This window comes from Roseovarius sp. S88, from assembly GCF_037023735.1.
Classification (GTDB): domain Bacteria; phylum Pseudomonadota; class Alphaproteobacteria; order Rhodobacterales; family Rhodobacteraceae; genus Roseovarius; species Roseovarius phycicola.
Genome location: NZ_CP146069.1, coordinates 260,428 through 273,031, shown reverse-complemented (window position 1 = coordinate 273,031; position 12,604 = coordinate 260,428). Strand labels below are relative to the sequence as shown.

The 12,604-nt window shown below is 55.2% G+C and carries 12 protein-coding genes; 6 read left to right on the top strand and 6 right to left on the bottom strand.

Translation table 11 applies throughout. The features are described 5' to 3' along the window. Positions 1-16: 16 nt before the first annotated feature. A complete protein-coding gene (dnaA, locus tag RZ517_RS01345) occupies positions 17-1,387 on the bottom strand; it encodes a chromosomal replication initiator protein DnaA (RefSeq protein WP_338549702.1) in 1,371 nt (456 codons plus the stop codon). A gap of 483 nt (positions 1,388-1,870) precedes the next feature. Beyond that, the gene (gene rpsT, locus RZ517_RS01340) at positions 1,871-2,134 is read right to left on the bottom strand and encodes a 30S ribosomal protein S20 (protein ID WP_338549701.1); all 264 of its coding nucleotides are present in this window, start codon (positions 2,132-2,134) and stop codon (positions 1,871-1,873) included. A 196-nt stretch (positions 2,135-2,330) separates the two neighbouring features. Between rpsT and glyA the strand changes: the two genes are divergently transcribed. Next, complete coding sequence (gene glyA / locus RZ517_RS01335) at positions 2,331-3,680, top strand: serine hydroxymethyltransferase (RefSeq protein WP_338549700.1); 1,350 nt, start codon at positions 2,331-2,333, stop codon at positions 3,678-3,680. 22 nt (positions 3,681-3,702) lie between these two features. On the opposite strand, the gene RZ517_RS01330 is transcribed toward glyA, so the two are convergent. Continuing rightward, a complete protein-coding gene (locus RZ517_RS01330) occupies positions 3,703-4,479 on the bottom strand; it encodes an enoyl-CoA hydratase (RefSeq protein WP_338549699.1) in 777 nt (258 codons plus the stop codon). A gap of 65 nt (positions 4,480-4,544) precedes the next feature. Further along, positions 4,545-5,396, bottom strand: a complete 852-nt coding sequence (gene mutM, locus RZ517_RS01325) for a bifunctional DNA-formamidopyrimidine glycosylase/DNA-(apurinic or apyrimidinic site) lyase (protein WP_338549698.1) — start codon at positions 5,394-5,396, stop codon at positions 4,545-4,547. A gap of 96 nt (positions 5,397-5,492) precedes the next feature. Between mutM and ubiE the strand changes: the two genes are divergently transcribed. Beyond that, positions 5,493-6,236, top strand: a complete 744-nt coding sequence (gene ubiE / locus RZ517_RS01320) for a bifunctional demethylmenaquinone methyltransferase/2-methoxy-6-polyprenyl-1,4-benzoquinol methylase UbiE (RefSeq protein WP_338549697.1) — start codon at positions 5,493-5,495, stop codon at positions 6,234-6,236. A 3-nt stretch (positions 6,237-6,239) separates the two neighbouring features. Further along, positions 6,240-7,775, top strand: a complete 1,536-nt coding sequence (gene ubiB / locus RZ517_RS01315) for a 2-polyprenylphenol 6-hydroxylase (protein WP_338549696.1) — start codon at positions 6,240-6,242, stop codon at positions 7,773-7,775. Here ubiB and RZ517_RS01310 read toward each other — a convergent pair. Both RZ517_RS01310 and RZ517_RS01305 read right to left on the bottom strand, forming a co-directional pair. Continuing rightward, complete coding sequence (locus tag RZ517_RS01310) at positions 7,667-8,455, bottom strand: flagellar hook capping FlgD N-terminal domain-containing protein (protein ID WP_338549695.1); 789 nt, start codon at positions 8,453-8,455, stop codon at positions 7,667-7,669. The genes ubiB and RZ517_RS01310 overlap by 109 nt on opposite strands. A 17-nt stretch (positions 8,456-8,472) precedes the next feature. Continuing rightward, entirely contained in the window at positions 8,473-10,245 is a 1,773-nt protein-coding gene (locus RZ517_RS01305) for a flagellar hook-length control protein FliK (protein ID WP_338549694.1), read from the bottom strand. Here RZ517_RS01305 and RZ517_RS01300 point away from each other — a divergent pair. The 3 genes from RZ517_RS01300 (at position 10,237) to RZ517_RS01290 (ending at position 12,536) form a co-directional block, all read left to right on the top strand. Next, a complete protein-coding gene (locus tag RZ517_RS01300; protein ID WP_338549693.1) occupies positions 10,237-10,644 on the top strand; it encodes a rod-binding protein in 408 nt (135 codons plus the stop codon). The genes RZ517_RS01305 and RZ517_RS01300 overlap by 9 nt on opposite strands. Continuing rightward, on the top strand, positions 10,641-11,000 hold the full coding sequence (locus tag RZ517_RS01295) for a flagellar protein FlgN (protein WP_338549692.1): 360 nt from the start codon (positions 10,641-10,643) through the stop codon (positions 10,998-11,000). Before RZ517_RS01300 ends, RZ517_RS01295 begins: the two co-directional genes overlap by 4 nt. Before the next feature lie 225 nt (positions 11,001-11,225). Next, positions 11,226-12,536 carry a flagellin gene (locus tag RZ517_RS01290; RefSeq protein ID WP_338549691.1) on the top strand — a complete coding sequence of 437 codons (1,311 nt, stop codon included), beginning with the start codon at positions 11,226-11,228 and terminating at the stop codon, positions 12,534-12,536. The last annotated feature ends 68 nt before the right edge of the window (positions 12,537-12,604 follow it).

Sequence of the window (12,604 nt, the reverse complement as noted above, 5' to 3'; positions counted from 1 at the left end):
GCGTTTTGTTGTGTTCTCAGCCTTCGAGTGCGCGCCTCAGGATTTCCAGATCTTCTGCGATTTGAGCGTCCTGGACTTTCAACTCTTCAATCCGGCGCACGCCATGCATGACTGTGGTGTGATCGCGACCGCCAAAGCGACGTCCGATTTCCGGCAAGGACCGGCTGGTCATTTGCTTGCACAGATACATGGCGACCTGGCGGGGTCTGGCGAAACTGCGCACACGTTTGGGGCCGATCATGTCGGACAAGCGAATGTTGTAGTGTTCGGACACTTGCCGCTGGATTTCCTCGATCGACACTTTGCGCTCGGAGGCGCGGAGGATGTCGGCGAGGCAATCCTGCGCCAGTTCCAGCGTAATTTCGTGACCGACGAGAGATGCGAAGGCGAAAAGTCGGGTGAGTGCACCTTCGAGGACGCGGACGTTGGTTGAGATGCGATGCGCGAGGAATTCGAGCACGCCGTCGGCCATGTTGAGGCCGGGATACTGGTTGAGGAACCAATCGGATTTGGTTTGCAGGACACCTAGGCGCAGTTCGTAATCGGTGGGGTGAAGATCCACAACCAAGCCGCATTGTAAGCGCGACTTGATGCGTTCCTCGAGGTTGGCGATCTCACCCGGGGCGCGGTCGGCGGAGATCACGATCTGCTTGTTTTGGTCCACCAAGGCATTGAAAGTATGGAAGAACTCCTCTTGCGTGGAATCTTTGCCGGCGATGAATTGCACATCATCAACCATGAGTACATCAACCGAGCGAAACATCTCTTTGAAGTCCATCATGCGGCGGTCGCGCAGGGCCTGTACGAAACGGTACATGAACTGTTCGGCCGACAGATAGACAACGTTCAGGTCGGGACGGGCCGTTTCAAGTTCCCACGCGATGGCGTGCATCAGATGGGTTTTGCCGAGGCCAACACCGCCATAGAGGAACAATGGGTTGAATGTAACGGGTCCGCCTTCGGCAACCCGCTTGGCCGCAGCATGCGCCAGTTCGTTGGGCTTACCTACGACAAAGGTATCAAACGTAAAGCGGTCATCCAGTGCTGCACATGTCAGCGGACCTTCGAAGGCGCGTGCCAGAGGGGTTTTTGCGGCCGCTGGTTTTGCGGGCGTGTTCGCCTGCTCGGCGGGAGGAGATGAAACATTTGCCGCGACTTTGAAGTCGACGCGTCTCACCTCCGGAGCCATGTTGCTGACCTTGAACAACATCAGTTCTCCAAAATTCTGCGACACGTAATTGCCGTGAAAGGAATTTGGGACATCGAACAAAGCGACGTCTCCCGTTATCCCCGCTAGGTTAACTGGCTCGATCCAGTTTTTGAAATTGTTGCGCCCTACTGTTTCCAGCAATTCTTGTTTGATTTGACCCCATTGTTCCCGTGTCATGCTCACCTGTTCCACCGCGAGTGTTGCTCTTTTAGCGCACAATTCCTTGCACACTCCTCCTGTGCGGCTCACATTCAGTGGGCGTAAAACACAGCTCCGCTTTGCCCAGCCCACGTATGACCAGACACAGAGCCTTCTTACGGCTTTTTAGCTTCGCAACAGAGGTTGACCACATCGTCCCCAGATCAGGTCGAACCGCTCCGTGTTACGCGCTATGTTGATGGACTTTAGCCTTGGCTCCGTAAACAACGTGAGTACCGTTACTCCTGACCGCAGATTGGTCAGGGTGGAGCAAAAGCCTGTCCCCCCAAGCGTGAATCGCACAGTGAAATTAGCAACTGACTCTGGTCGTCGGCAACTTATCTTCGCGCTTGACAGCGGCTTTGCGCGAAAAGAATCTGTTAAGCCTGTTTCTCTGCCTCAGGCAAAAAAAGATGCCCTTCGAGAGGGCATCTTTTTCGATCAATAACTTAGCTCACAAACTCAGCCCAGAGCTTTGACCCGGGTGGCCAGTCGAGACATTTTTCGAGCAGCCGTATTTTTGTGAAACACACCTTTGCTCACACCGCGCATAAGCTCTGGTTGAGCGGCGCGGAGTGCATTTTGTGCGGCATCTTTGTCACCAGACTCGATTGCTTCTTCGACTTTGCGAAGGAAAGTGCGAATCCGTGAGCGGCGCGCTTTGTTGATTTCCAGACGGCGCACATTTTGACGTGCGCGTTTTTTGGACTGGGCAGAGTTAGCCATGGGTTTAGACCTTTTCTCGGGTTCATGTCGTTCATTGGTGCACGAGGGTTAACCCGATCCGGCAGATCCACAGCCGGTGTGATTCTGGCCAGAGCGGGCCGCACGCGCATGTCTTGCGGCGGCATATAGCCAACTTTACCTGGATTGCAAAGGACAAATGCTCTGCGCATGATCCCGTCAAAAGCGGGAGGGCACAATGAGCGCTAACAAAACCGAATGGCATCCTGGTGAAATCAATCTTGCATGGCGGGACTGGGTGCCAGAGGCTTGCGAGCGAATTGTTAAGCAGATCGCCAAGCAGACATCGCAGACAGCCACAGCTGAGTTACTCAAGAAGATTGACCAGCTGGTTGAAGACAACCGGGTGATCCACGAAAGCGCCTGTTTCAACCTGAACCCCGCAACCAATGTGATGAACCCTCGCGCAGAGGCGGTTCTCGCCAAAGGTCTGGGGTCGCGACCTTCGCTTGGTTATCCAGGCGACAAGTACGAGATGGGTTTGGAAGCCATCGAAGAGATAGAGGTCATCGCCGCCGAGCTTGCCGCCGAGATTTTTCAGGCGAAGTTTGCCGAGATTCGCGTGGCCTCGGGCGCAATGGGCAACCTCTATGCTTTCATGGCCACCTGTCAGCCGGGTGATACGATCATTGCTCCGCCCGCTACGATTGGCGGGCATGTGACGCATCATGCAGAGGGCTGCGCCGGGCTCTATGGTCTGCGTTCTGTGCCGGCGCCGGTAAACGCAGATAGGTATACCGTGGATCTGGATGCGCTTCGCGAGCTTGCCAAATCTGAAAAGCCCAAGCTCATCACCATTGGCGGCAGTCTGAACCTGTTTCAGCATCCGGTCGCGGAGGTGCGCGAGATCGCGGATGAGGTGGGGGCGAAGGTTTTGTTTGATGCCGCCCATCAATGCGGGCTGATTGCCGGGCGCGCGTGGCGCAATCCGTTGAGTGAAGGCGCACATGTGATGACGATGAGCACCTACAAGAGCCTTGGCGGCCCCGCTGGCGGTCTTGTCGTGACAAATGAGGCCGACCTGGCCCAGCGTCTTGATGCGATCGCCTTTCCCGGAATGACCGCCAATTTTGATGCAGCAAAATCGGCGGCTCTGGCGATCACCATGCTTGATTGGCGCGACCATGGGAAAGCCTATGCCAATGCGATGATCGACTTGTCGCTCTCTTTGGCCAAGGCGTTGGCGAACCGGGATGTCCCGGTATTTGAAACGCGACATGGCCTAACGCAATCGCATCAGTTTGCTATAAAGGCTGCGCGCTATGGCGGTGGGCAAGCCGCATCCAAGACTTTGCGACAGGCCGGTTTTCTCGCTTGCGGTATTGGGCTTCCAGTTGAAGCGGTCGAGGCGGACATGAACGGTCTGCGGATCGGAACCCCGGAATTGGTACGATGGGGCGTGACACCCGACCATGTGCCTGATCTGGCCGATCTGATTGCGGACGGGTTGTCAGGAAATCCTGGGGATGTGGCCCCGCGCACGCAAACGATGCGCGAGGCATTCAATAAAGTGCATTTCGTGAACTGAAGCGCGAAGCACTTGCCGCACATTACTTGTCACGGAACTGCGCCTCGCGCTTTTCGGCAAAGGCGGCCATGCCCTCTTTTTGGTCTTCGGTGGCGAAAAGCGAGTGAAAGACGCGGCGTTCGAATAGCAAACCTTCGGCAAGTGGCACTTCGTACGAGCGATTGACCGCTTCTTTGACAGCCATCACGCTAACCATCGATTTCTCTGCGATCTTCTGAGCGGCGCTCATGGCCTCATCCAGCAGTTTTTTGGCCGGGACCACACGGCTCACGAGGCCCGCGCGTTCGGCTTCTTCGGCATCCATGAAACGGCCGGTGAGGTTCATGTCCATGGATTTGGATTTGCCGATAAAGCGTGTCAGACGTTGCGAACCGCCAAGACCAGCCATCACACCAAGATTGATCTCGGGCTGGCCGAATTTGGCTGTGTCTGAGGCGATGATAAAGTCGCACATCATTGCCAATTCGCACCCGCCGCCCAGCGCGTAGCCGGATACGGCGGCGATGATGGGTTTGCGGACGCGCATGATCGCGTCTGCCTCGGGTCCAAAGAGGTCACCGGAAAACACCTCGACGAAGCTTTTCTCGGCCATCATCTTGATGTCTGCCCCCGCGGCGAAGGCTTTCTCGGAGCCGGTGAGCACAATGCAGCGCACTTTGTCGTTGCCTTGCGCATCCTGAAGGGCATCGACCAGCTCGCTCAACAACTGACTGTTAAGAGCGTTCAAAGCATCGGGGCGGTTCAGGGTGATTTTGGCGACGTGGTCTTCTACTTCGACGATGATCGTCTCATAGGCCATGAAATCTGCCTTTGTTTGTTTCTGTCAAAAGCGATTCATTACCATTTGCGTGGCTCGGATCAACCTCATCTTTGGCATTGCCCACAATAGAAGCTGGATCGGCCCGATTGGACGATCCGGCGGACTGTTCCGTTGCAATCGGGGCGGTTGCAGGGCTCTCCTTCGCGACCGTAGACGTCAAATCTGTGCTGAAAATATCCAAGTTCTCCATCGGCTTGGCGGAAATCGCGCAAGGAGGATCCCCCCGCCTCGATGGCGTCGGCCAGCACCTCTCGGATGATGGGAACCAGCGCAGCGGCGCGGCGTTTTGACAGGCCCCCTGCGCGCTTTTTGGGCGAAATTGACGCGCGGTAAAGAGCTTCGCAGACGTAGATATTTCCCAGACCAGCAACGATTCGTTGATCCAGAAGGGCGGATTTGATGGGTGTATTCTTCGCTTTCAGCGCTCGCAGCAGATAAGGTTCATCAAAGCTGTTGCCCAAGGGTTCGGGGCCAAGTTTGGATAACAATGGATGACTTTCGATCTCGCGGGTGGGCATCAAATCCATCGCGCCAAAGCGGCGCGGGTCGTTGAAGGTGATGCGCGCGCCGTTGTCCATATCGAGCACCACATGGTCATGTTTTGCAGGGGCTGGATGGGTATGAACGAACTGTCCCAACGGGTCGCCCGAGACCAACATACGCCCAGACATGCCCAAATGAACAAGCAGCGTGTCGTCTGAGGACAAATCTGCAAGGATGTATTTGGACCGGCGGCGCAGACCGCGAACGGTGGCACCCGTCAGCCGCTCTGCCATACGTTCGGGGAAGGGCCAGCGCAAATCGGGGCGATTCACCTGAGCCTTGGCAATTTTTGCACCTGTCATGGCCGGTTCCAGGCCGCGACGTACTGTCTCTACCTCTGGCAGTTCAGGCATTTTAGGTCCTCTGATGGGCAAAGCGGCGCATTGTAACCCGCACGTAGCGGCCTATAAGAAGGTCTGAGATAGAAAACGGCAAGGCCTCTCGCGGAAATGACCGAGAAAACAACACATTTTGGATTTGAAGATATCCCCGAAAGCCAGAAGGCCGGGCGGGTGCAAGGCGTCTTTGGGTCTGTGGCGTCGAAGTACGATGTGATGAACGATGCCATGTCCTTTGGCATTCACCGTATCTGGAAAGACGCGATGATGGACTGGCTTGCGCCAAGGGCTGGTCAAAAACTATTGGATGTGGCCGGCGGCACCGGGGACATCGCCTTTCGATTTCTGAACCGCGCGGGCAGCGGTCATGCGACGGTTCTTGATCTGACAGAGCCAATGTTGGTCGAAGGGCGCAAGCGTGCCGATGCTGAACAGAAGGCCGATCAGCTGGAATGGATCGTCGGCGATGCCATGGCCTTGCCATTTGAGGACAACAGTTTTGATGTCTATACGATCAGCTTTGGCATTCGGAACGTGACACGCCCAGAGGAGGCTTTGGCTGAGGCATACCGGGTTCTCAAACCGGGCGGACGGCTTATGGTTCTAGAGTTTAGCCAAATCCCCAACGACATGATGCAGAAGGTCTACGATCTTTATAGTTTCAACATCATTCCGCGCATGGGTCAGATGATCGCCAATGATCGCGATAGCTATCAGTATCTGGTAGAATCGATCCGCAAATTTCCGGACCAAGAAACATTTCTCAGGATGATCCAAGCTGCGGGATTCGAGCAAGCCAAGTATCGCAATCTGAGCATGGGCATCGCCTGTTTGCATTCCGGTTGGAAAATCTAAGCGGTGCGCGGGCCACACAATATTCTGCGCCTGATCCGCACGGGGGCAACGCTTGAACGCACAGGTGCCATGCGTCTTATCATGGATGCGATGGATGCGCCGCCGCTGGTGCGCGGCACGATGCGTTTTCTGGCCTGGCCGTTTCAGTGGCTGGGCTACAAGGGTGATACCTCAATGCCGCCTGCGCTGCGCGCACTCACGGCCCTTGGCCCGGCCTATATCAAATTTGGTCAGGTGTTTTCGACGCGGCCCGATATCGTGGGTGATGACCTGGCCACCGAATTGCGCGTTTTGCAGGACAAGCTGCCGCCCTTCAGCGTGGCCAAGGCCAAAGCAAGCGTCGCACAAGAGCTTGGCCATGACGTTGACGCGCTTTTCAGTGAGTTTAGCGAACCGGTCGCGGCGGCGTCGATTGCACAAGTTCACAAGGCGCGCCTGAAAGACACAGGTGACCCGGTGGCCGTCAAAGTTTTGCGGCCAGGTATTGAGAAAGCGTTCCGCAAGGACATTGACGCATTTTATTTTGTCGCGCGCATGATTGAGCTGTTGTCCCCATCCTCTCGACGGCTGCGGCCTCGAGAGGTGATCCAGCATTTTGAAGGCGTGGTGCAGGGCGAACTGGATCTTCGGCTTGAAGCTGCATCGGCCAGCGAGTTTGCCACCAACATCACAGATGATCAGGGTTTTGCACTTCCCGCTATTCGCTGGGACATGTCAAACCGGCGTGTGATGACAATGGAGTGGGCTGATGGTGTGCCCATGGGTGACAATGACGGATTGGATCAGGCAGGGCATGATCGGGCTGAGCTCGGCGAGCGTGTCCTGCAGCTTTTCCTGAACCACGCACTGCGCGACGGGTTTTTTCACGCGGACATGCATCAGGGCAATCTCAAGGTGAGGGCCGATGGTGACATCATTGCCTATGACTTTGGCATTATGGGTCACATCGATGAATACACAAGGCGGGTCTATGCAGAGATTCTCTATGGCTTCATCAAGCGCGACTATAAGCGTGTGGCCGAAGTGCATTTTGAAGCGGGTTATGTGCCTGCTGATCGAGATGTGGATGAGTTCGCGCGTGCGCTTCGCGCCGTGGGTGAGCCGATTTTCGGGATGGACGCGACGCATATCTCTATGGGTGGATTGCTCAGTTATCTCTTTGAGGTGACCGAGCGGTTTGGCATGGAGACGCGAACAGAGCTGATCCTGTTGCAGCGCACCATGGTTGTGGTCGAAGGCGTCGCGCGAAGTCTCAATCCGCAGATCAACATCTGGCAGGTCGCCAAACCTGTTGTGGAAAACTATATCCGCAAAAACCTTGGTCCAGGTGCGGCGTTGCGCGATTTGCGGAAAACGGTGATGGTGTTGTCACGCTATGGGCCACGTTTACCGCAGATTGTGGAACAGGCGCTGATAAGGCAGTCGACACCTCAGGTCGAAACCAAACCGGCAATCCGCTGGAAGTCTGTGTTTTGGCTTTTCCTGGGTATTGCGCTTGGCGGGATGACAACGGTGTTGGTGACTGTGCTGGGCTCGTGACTGATCATCCTATGGCTCCCTGAGACCCAGGATGTCGGAAGAGGCCACTTCCTGCCCCCCTCAAGAACGAGTCGAGTTTGACCATCCTGAATGCGCGCCTCAGTGATGCGGCCGTGCACTTCTACCGGAGAGGCTTTCACAAGCGCACTTTGCGAGAAGGATTCAATTTCAATCTGGTATGTTCCTCTGGGCAGCAGAGCACCGTTTGCATCATGTCCAACCCACGCAATTGTTTGCCGCTCGCCGGTTGTCTCAAACCGCTGAACCACGGCGCCATTCGTGTCGCGAACCACCAGCTCATGTGTGTCGGCCAGCGAAGAGCCTTGTGTCGTCAAGGTGATGGGGTGGCCCTCAAATTCAGCCGGTACATGGGCACGGCCCTCCATTCCGATCCAGCCGGAAAGTTGCGAAACGCCGAGTGCACTGAGCTGTGCGCCCAGGTTGGTAAGAAGATCGTTGGTCAGAACCTGCTGCTCGACGCTTGAAAACGTCGCGAGCTGAGTCGCGAATTCTGTGGACTCAAGAGGATTGAGCGGGTCCTGGTTTTGCATCTGGACGGTGAGCATCCGAATAAAGGTTTCGAAATCCGAACTGAGGACGGTGTTGTTCTGTGCGCTGGCAGAAGCGGTATTTGTTGGTGGGCTCTGAGGTTGTGGTGGTGTGGGCTGGGAAACGTCCATGGATCGCTCTTTCTCTATCAAATTCGAATATCTACACGATCAAGATCAATGCAGTTTTGCATTGCGATTTGGTCGGTCTCGTTTTTGTGTGTCAGCTCGGCGTTGACCGGATCACCTGGCCGAGAGGCGTCAGGCGCGTTGTTATCCGCTTTGTCATGGTACGCATCGGAACCTGTTCCACCAAAATGGAACTCAGACTGACCATAGCCGATGTCCTGAAATTCGCTGGCCAGTTGATCAATATGTCGGCGCAAGAGGTCGATCGTCTCTGGTCTCTCAGCGTTGACATGCACAACCACACCTTGTTCGCCGGTTGACATGCTGATCTGCACGCGCCCCAACTCAGCCGGTTTGAGGGTGATCTCAACAGTTTTGTCCGCATGAAACCGGACCCCGTTGGCCACCTGTTGCGCGACATGCCTGGGAAAATCGGGCGTTTGAAAGAAAGAAACTGGCGTTGACCGAGTGGCATGCCCGCTCTCGGATGCACCAAGTGGAGTAAAAGACGGAGGCAGATCAAACACGGTCTCTGGAATGGATTGTCGCTGCGGCGGCGGTGGCGCTAAGAAATTGACCGATGTCGCGGCCCCCGAAGGGACTGTAGGTTTTTCTGCCTGTGCCGCTGCGGCAGGTACAATTGTGTCGCGTGTCAGAGTGCGTTTTGCACGAGGCGTGTCTGGATTTGACTTGTCTGCATGCATGCCTTGAATGTCTTGAGGTCGCTCGGACATTGTCGGCTGCAAAGCCAGTGTCGTAGCCTTGGTCAGCACTGGGGCATCTTTGTGCAGATGCTCAACAGTGGCCTGTCGCGTGCCCGTATGCGCCATATGGGTACGATCGAATTCTATGGGACCACTGGTCCCACGCACCAAGGTCCGAGCTGGATGGCGCGTCATGTCCAGGGTTGTCGCTGGAAACCCCGGCGAAGGCAAAGGTTGCGCAGCCGGGTCGTTGTTTCGTACGAGATCGGCTACGGGGTTCTGCAGAGCTTCGCGGATTACCAAACCATATGGAGTGGTCTTTTCGGGCACAGTATTAGGCTTTGCAAATCGAGCGCCCCGCGGCATTAGCTGCGTTGGCTCCTGCTCAATCCTTGTTTGCACTTGGGCAGGTGATTTTTCTTCAATGGGCGGCCGCTGCGCTTGACCTGAGCCGAATTCGAATTGCGCGCGCAACGCTTGCGCAGGTGGACCCAAGTCAACCTCTGAAGGCCGCGCATTCAAATGGCCTTCGTTCACCTTTTCCTGGTCCGGGGTTTGCAAAAAAATCTTGGCGGGGGCAGGCGATTGATCGGTATGTAACACTTTCAGCGGCCCTATGACCTCAGAGTGGCCCACTTCTTTGTCGGCCCACCGAGGGTTTTCCGGACCGTCCTTGGTATGAGGTTCGGAGCTGGTTTCCGGGTCTGTTGGCGATACACGGACGTGTCTTTTTTGTGCCGCCATCGACTCCTCTAGCGCGTCTTGCTGTTTTGGATTGCTCTCAATATTCTCGCTGCCTTTAATTTCCGGTGTTTCTTCATCGGCATTGGGGACATGCATTTCGATGTCGGCTCGGACTGTATCGTCAAGCTTCAATGCCTCGTTTGGTTTCGCACCAGGACGCGCATCGCCTTCTAAATTTGCCAGAATGGCATCAAATGCGTTTTGATCTGCATTCGAGAGACCATTCGATCGAAAGGCACTGATTGCATCGCCTTCAATTGCCACGTCTACCTCTGCATCCAGAGCAACAGATGACATGCCGGAACCAAGTTTGGTTAACAGCTGGTTCATAATCGTATGCAACATTTTGGCCTCCGCGGATTCTTCCTCAGCTCAGCCAACATCGCAAAACACAGTTACCAGTTCTTTACTGCTTTGAGATCAAATGCAGATCAGTTTCGTGCAATTCGAGTGAAATCCGTGACAGAAATTTTACCGATCCAACCTTCTGCAAACAAATCCAAAAACGACACGTCGCGTCTCGTTGAGCTCAAACGCGTCGCCGAAAAACTGGAGGCAACATTCCTGGCTGAAATGTTGAAGGCTGCGGGATTCGGTGAGCAGGAAAACTCGTTTTCTGGTGGTCCGGGCGAAGATCAATTCGCGTCGTTTCACCGACAGGCCATTGCCGACAAAATCGCCGCCGCAGGCGGTATTGGACTTTCTGAACATATTATGCGAGCACTTTTGGAGACCAAAAAATGACACATAACTCCACCCAAAGCCTGTTTGATGAATTGGATGACCTGCTGGAAACTGAACGAGAGGCCTTGCTGGAAGGTGATCTTGAAAAGATTGCTGAGCTCTTGTCGGCCAAGGAGAATTTGATGGACAAGGTCAATTCTCTGGAACGTGTTCAGACGGCGCCGCTGCAAGCCCTGCATGACAAGGCTACTCGCAATCAGGTTTTACTTGATGGCGCCTTGCAAGGCATTCGCCGCGCTGCCATGCGTTTGGCCACCATCCGGCATATTCGCCGAAACCTTGAAACCTACGGCGAGGATGGGCGCAAAACAATTATTGAAGGTGAAGTGGTGCGCAAAGTTGAGAAACGCGCGTGAGCCATTGTTGCTCTAATTTTCACTAAATCTGCGCAAGAAGCTGGGCACCGCTTAGCACTCCTTTAGCACTTCCGCGCCAAAACCCGTGATGCGTCCGGAGACGGGTGGCGCGGGTCAGGCTGGTTTCGTCCCGCACTGGTCAGAACGACATCATTGGCAGCTCACATATCGTGAGCATGTTTTGCAATTGGCGCAAAAGCGCCACAGGCTAAAGGAACACATTTTATGTCCAGCATTCTGACAAACAACAGCGCAATGGTCGCACTTCAGACGTTGCGTTCAATCAACAAAAACCTTGCAATGACGCAAAGCCAAATCTCGACGGGCAAAACCGTTGGATCGGCAAAAGACAACGCTGCCGTTTGGGCGATTTCAAAAGTCATGGAGGCCGACGTCAAAGGGTTTCAATCGATTTCGGACAGCCTTTCACTGGGCGAGTCGACCGTGGCCGTTGCACAGAACGCTGCAGAAACGATTTCGGATCTGCTGACTGACATCAAAGGAAAAATCGTCAACGCCCAGGAGTCCAATGTTGACCGCAACAAAATCCAGGATGACATCAACGTTCTGCGTGATCAAATCACGGCCGTTGCTGGCGCTGCGCAATTCAACGGTTTGAACCTCTTGTCCAATCGTGAAAACACGGCGGACACAGGGACTGTTCAAGTCCTGAGCTCTCTGGACCGTGCAAGCGATGGCACCGTAGGCATCAGTTACATTGATGTGTCGAAAAACGATCTTGGCCTTGAAGTCGCCGACTATTCGGCCGGAACGGCGACGGCCGCAGGATCCGGTGGCTCAATCAGTGGTGCGCTTGATGCCGCATCCGCTGTTGCCCTGACGGGTGCGGCAACCGCACCGACGCAGACGCTTGTGATTGACACGGTCGCAGCCGGTACCGCGGTGCAGGTCAATATTACTGGTGCGGCCGGTACTGTTGGTGCCGCCTTCAATGATGCCACACGTGACGTATCGTATGTCGCACGCGACGGTGACAGCCAGGCAGACGTCGCCAATGCGCTGGCGGACGCATTTAATGCGCGCGTCTCGGCTGCAATTGATGATGGCACGCTTGCCGCGACCTCCACGATTGCCGCTGCTGTGACTGTTGCTGGCACAGGTGTTGCCACAATCACGTTCACTGGTGAAACAGGCACCGGCAACAACTTCTCACTGCAAGCTGTAGAAACCGTTGGTGTGAGCCAAGGTGGCGGACTTGAAGATCTGGCAGGCATTGATGTGACCACGGATGCCGGGGCCGAAAGTGCTTTGGGCGACATTGAAGGTCTGATCCAGACAGCCATCGATGCGGCAGCCGATTTCGGATCTGTCCGCGGTCGGATCGAAACGCAGTCAGAGTTTATCTCCAACCTGACCGATTCTTTGAAGTCAGGCATTGGTGCTCTGGTGGACGCCGATATGGAAGCCGCCTCAGCACGCCTACAGGCACTTCAGGTTCAACAACAGTTGGGTGTTCAGGCGCTCTCGATTGCCAACAGTGCACCTCAAACCATCCTCTCGCTCTTCAGAGGTTAAACAATGCTGGGGCGCCGCATTGGCGCCCCAGACACCTAATCCAAGAAATTCATCTGTTTTTTTCCTGA

Excerpts from the sequence above, each read along its gene's own strand:
- RZ517_RS01300 (WP_338549693.1), top strand. The coding sequence starts at position 10,237 with ATGCAACATTTTGGCCTCCGCGGATTCTTCCTCAGCTCAGCCAACATC.
- ubiE (WP_338549697.1), top strand. The coding sequence starts at position 5,493 with ATGACCGAGAAAACAACACATTTTGGATTTGAAGATATCCCCGAAAGC.
- RZ517_RS01290 (WP_338549691.1), top strand. The coding sequence starts at position 11,226 with ATGTCCAGCATTCTGACAAACAACAGCGCAATGGTCGCACTTCAGACG.
- RZ517_RS01305 (WP_338549694.1), bottom strand. The coding sequence starts at position 10,245 with ATGTTGCATACGATTATGAACCAGCTGTTAACCAAACTTGGTTCCGGC.
- RZ517_RS01330 (WP_338549699.1), bottom strand. The coding sequence starts at position 4,479 with ATGGCCTATGAGACGATCATCGTCGAAGTAGAAGACCACGTCGCCAAA.
- mutM (WP_338549698.1), bottom strand. The coding sequence starts at position 5,396 with ATGCCTGAACTGCCAGAGGTAGAGACAGTACGTCGCGGCCTGGAACCG.
- rpsT (WP_338549701.1), bottom strand. The coding sequence starts at position 2,134 with ATGGCTAACTCTGCCCAGTCCAAAAAACGCGCACGTCAAAATGTGCGC.
- glyA (WP_338549700.1), top strand. The coding sequence starts at position 2,331 with ATGAGCGCTAACAAAACCGAATGGCATCCTGGTGAAATCAATCTTGCA.
- RZ517_RS01295 (WP_338549692.1), top strand. The coding sequence starts at position 10,641 with ATGACACATAACTCCACCCAAAGCCTGTTTGATGAATTGGATGACCTG.
- RZ517_RS01310 (WP_338549695.1), bottom strand. The coding sequence starts at position 8,455 with ATGGACGTTTCCCAGCCCACACCACCACAACCTCAGAGCCCACCAACA.
- dnaA (WP_338549702.1), bottom strand. The coding sequence starts at position 1,387 with ATGACACGGGAACAATGGGGTCAAATCAAACAAGAATTGCTGGAAACA.